This is a genomic window from Kitasatospora sp. NPDC057198 (assembly GCF_042670125.1).
GTDB lineage: Bacteria > Actinomycetota > Actinomycetes > Streptomycetales > Streptomycetaceae > Kitasatospora.
On record NZ_JBHUWH010000631.1, the window covers coordinates 1 to 3,658 of the forward strand.

Consider the following 3,658-nt stretch of genomic DNA (forward strand, 5'->3'; position numbering starts at 1 on the left):
CCGGGGGGGGGGGGGGGGGGGGGGGGGGGGGGGGCCCTGGCCCCCGGGGCTGGGGGGGGGGGCGGGGGGGGGGGCCCGCCGTTCGCCCGGTGCCGGGCGCGGGCCCGGCCGGCCGGGGCCTGCGCCTCCTGCTGGTGCGTGCACTCGAGGTGTTCCTCGGCCGTGGCGGAGGCGGGCGGGCGGGGAGCCCGGGCCTGGGCCGGGGGCCCGGCGGCGAGCAGGGCGAGCAGGGCGGAGAGCAGGACCGCGAGGAGGGCAACGGGCACACCGGCACCCCGCCCGCCGCGCGTCGTCCCGCGCCTGGCCATCCCGCCTCCCCCGGCGTCCGCCCGGCCCGGTGGCCGCGCACGTACCAGCATACTGACGGACCGTAATCACGGTAGCCGGTTTCCCGGATTACCCGGAACCGCCAACCCGCCGGTAGAACGGAACTTGACGGTCCGTCAGCGGGTTCGATTGCCGCCGGGGGCATGCACCCGCTCACCCTGCGTGTGCGCCGGGCGCGCCGGGCACACCGTGCCAGTGGGCCTAACGGTGGACGGTGCCGTGCGGTTCCGCGCAGTGGCCGCCCGCGGGCCGCGGGAGGCCGGCGCCGACGGTGAGGAGTTCGGCGCCGGCGTGGTCGACCTGGAGGGTGGTGTGGGTGATGCCGTGGGCGCGGGCGAGCGCGTCCTCCAGTTCCGCGCGCACCGCGTGGCAGTCCCGGCCGGGAGCCACCAGGACGTGGGCGGACAGCGCGGTCTGGCCGGAGGTGATCAGCCACACGTGCAGGTCGTGGACCTCGACCACGTCCGGGCGGGCCGCCATGGCCGTACCGATCGCGTCGGGGTCGACCCCGGCCGGGGCCGCCTCCAGGAAGATCCGGCCGGACTCCTTGAGCAGCCCGCACCCGGCCCTGACCATCAGCACCACCACGACCAGCGAGACCAGGGCGTCGGCCCGGACGAAGCCGGTGGCCAGGACGACCAGCCCGGCCGCGGCGGTGGCGATGAACCCGAACAGGTCGTTGAGGACGTGCCGGTAGGCGCCCTCGACGTTCAGCGAGGTGCGGTTGGCCCGGGAGAGGCACCACGCGGCGGCGACGTTGACCGCGATGCCGGCCAGCGCGGTGCACAGCACCGGCGAACCGGCCACCTCCGGCGGGTCGACCAGCCGCCGCACCCCCTCCCAGGTCAGCCAGGCCGCCAGCAGGATCAGGGTCAGCCCGTTGGCCTGGGCGGAGAGGATCTCGGCGCGCTTGAGGCCGAAGGTGAACCCGCCCCCGGCGGGCCGGGCGGCCAACCGCATCGCCACCAGCGCCAGCACGATGGAGGCCGCGTCGGTCAGCATGTGCGCCGCGTCCGACAGCAGCGCCAGCGAACCGGCGGCGAGGCCGATCACCACCTCGACCGCCATGTAGCCGCAGATCAGCGCCAGCGCGACGGCCAGCCACCGGCGGTCGGCGTCGACCGACACCCCGTGCGCGTGCCCGTGGCCGTGGCCACTGGCCCCAGGCCCGTGACCGCCCTGGTCGTGATCGTGATCGTGATCGTGCCGGTCGTGGTCGTGCCGGTCGTGCTGCTCGTGCTCGGCGCCCACGGCCCCGCCTCCCCGTCTCCCGTTTCCCCGCCCCGGTCGTGCGACCCGGGGAAGTGAAGCGCACCGCCGCGCACCTTGGCAAAGGCTGCACCGATGACGGTTTTCAGCGGCGATAAGACCCCGCTGACCTGCGACGACGCCCTCCGGACGGCGGCACGCCGGAGCGGACGGATCCGCACCGCGGCCGATGTGCACCCTGCCTGTCCGGCCGGGCGCGCCGGCGACCCGACGGGGCGGGACGGGGCGGGACGGGGTGCACGGCGGGTGGCCCCGGGGGGCGGGGGCGGGCGAGGTCCGGGAAGGTGGAACAGGCGCGGGGGGAACGGAATCGGAGGTGACCGACGATGCGCCGCCACGACGAGGACCGGGCCGGGCCCGCAGTGCTCCGCCTGCTGGAGGACTCGCACCGCGCCGGGCCCCGGGACCTGCCGCGGCTGGTGCGGGACGCGGCCCGGCGGCTGGGCCTCACCAGCGCCTGGATCTACCTGGCCGACGTGCAGGAGAAGTGCCTGACCGCGCTGCCCGTCCCGCCGGAGGACCCGACGCTGGCCGGGCCGTCCGGCCCCGGGGTGCTGGACGTGGACAACTCGCTGGCCGGCCGCGCCTACCGCACCGAACGCACCTGCACCGGCACCGAGGCGGGCACGGGTCCGGGCCCGGGTCCGGGCGCGGTGGGCTGGGTGCCGATCGTGGACGGCATCGGGCGCCTGGGGGTGCTCCAGGTGACCGCGCCCGTCCTGGACGGCGCCCGGCTGGCCTCCTGCCGGGCGCTGGCCACCGCGACGGCGCTGCTGGTCGCCACCAAGACCCCGTTCAGCGACCTGCTGGTGCGCACCGGGCGGCGCCGGACGATGACGCTGCAGGCCGAACTCGTCCGGGCGTTCCTGCCGCCCCGGACGATCGGCAGCCGCCTGGCCACCTCCAGCGCGATCCTGGAGCCGGCCTACGACATCGGCGGGGACGCCTTCGACCACAACCTGGCCGACCGCCGCCTGCACCTGACCCTGGTCGACGCGATGGGCCACGACCTGGCCTCCGGGGGGTGCAGCGCCGTGGCCATCGCGGCTTGCCGCTCCACCCGCCGGGCGGGCGGCACCCTGGCCGACATCGCCGGGGCGATCGACGCCGCGCTCACCCAGTGGATCCCGGACCGCCTGCTGACCTGCGTGATCGCCGACCTGGACCTCGCCACCGGCGCCCTGTCCTGGATCAACTGCGGCCATCCGACGCCGCTGCTGATCCGGCGCGGCCGGATCGTCCCCCGGGCCCTGGACCGCCCCGTCCACCCGCCGCTCGGCCTGCCCGCCGGCCTGCCGCGCACCGCGCCGACCGTCCACACCGCGCGCCTGGAGCCGGGCGACCAGCTGCTGGTGCACTCCGACGGGGTGACCGAGGGCCGGGACGCGGACGGCCTGCCGTTCGGCGAGGAGCGACTGGTGGACGTGGTCTCCCGGGCGATGGCCGACGGCCTGCCCGCCCCCGAGGCGCTGCGCCGGCTCGTCCGGCGGATCACCGCGCACCAGCGCGACCGGCTGCGGGACGACGCCACCGTGCTGCTCGCCGCCTGGCACCCCGGCGGCGCCTGAGCCTGTTCCCGAGCCGGCGCCCGAGCCTGTGCCCGAGCCGACGCCTGAGCCGGTGTCAGGGCGCGGGCGCGGGACGGAATCCTCCGGCGGGTCGGGGGTAGACGCCGGGCGGCCCCGGCCGAGGGGCGAGGCAACACAGGGCAACAGGGCGACGGAGGCGATCATGGGAATCGGTGGCTGCATCATCCTGCTGGCGGCGGGGGCGATCCTGGCGTTCGGCGTGGACTGGCACCTGGCGGGCGTCAACCTCACCGTGGTCGGCGTCGTGCTGATGGCGGCGGGCCTGATCGGCGTCGCGGTGTACGCGCGGGTGCTGGGCCGCCGCCGCCACCTCGGGCGCGCGGTGGACGAGGTGGTGGTGGACGAGCGCCGCGACCTGCTGTGACGCGGCCCGCCGTGACGCGGCCCGCCGTGACGCGACCTGCTGTGACGCGATCCGCTGTGACGGCAGGCGCGGGCACGAACGCGCGGGGGCCCGGGCCGGTCAACGGCCC

4 protein-coding genes are annotated in these 3,658 nt (G+C 77.0%); 3 read left to right on the forward strand and 1 reads right to left on the reverse strand.

What is annotated here, in order from left to right:
- Positions 1 to 528: 528 nt before the first annotated feature.
- Positions 529 to 1,455, reverse strand: a complete 927-nt coding sequence (locus tag ACFUEL_RS36860) for a cation diffusion facilitator family transporter (RefSeq protein WP_380242126.1) — start codon at positions 1,453 to 1,455, stop codon at positions 529 to 531.
- A gap of 42 nt (positions 1,456 to 1,497) precedes the next feature.
- On the opposite strand from ACFUEL_RS36860, the gene ACFUEL_RS36865 reads away from it, so the two are divergent.
- From ACFUEL_RS36865 to ACFUEL_RS36875, 3 genes are all read left to right on the forward strand, one after another.
- Positions 1,498 to 1,635 (forward strand): hypothetical protein, encoded by a 138-nt coding sequence (locus ACFUEL_RS36865; protein ID WP_380242128.1) that lies wholly within the window; start codon positions 1,498 to 1,500, stop codon positions 1,633 to 1,635.
- A 287-nt stretch (positions 1,636 to 1,922) separates the two neighbouring features.
- Positions 1,923 to 3,164, forward strand: a complete 1,242-nt coding sequence (locus ACFUEL_RS36870) for a PP2C family protein-serine/threonine phosphatase (RefSeq protein WP_380242130.1) — start codon at positions 1,923 to 1,925, stop codon at positions 3,162 to 3,164.
- Positions 3,165 to 3,327: 163 nt separating this feature from the next.
- Complete coding sequence (locus tag ACFUEL_RS36875; RefSeq protein ID WP_380242132.1) at positions 3,328 to 3,549, forward strand: hypothetical protein; 222 nt, start codon at positions 3,328 to 3,330, stop codon at positions 3,547 to 3,549.
- Positions 3,550 to 3,658: the final 109 nt, after the last annotated feature.

Excerpts from the sequence above, each read along its gene's own strand:
- ACFUEL_RS36875 (WP_380242132.1), top strand. The coding sequence starts at position 3,328 with ATGGGAATCGGTGGCTGCATCATCCTGCTGGCGGCGGGGGCGATCCTG.
- ACFUEL_RS36870 (WP_380242130.1), top strand. The coding sequence starts at position 1,923 with ATGCGCCGCCACGACGAGGACCGGGCCGGGCCCGCAGTGCTCCGCCTG.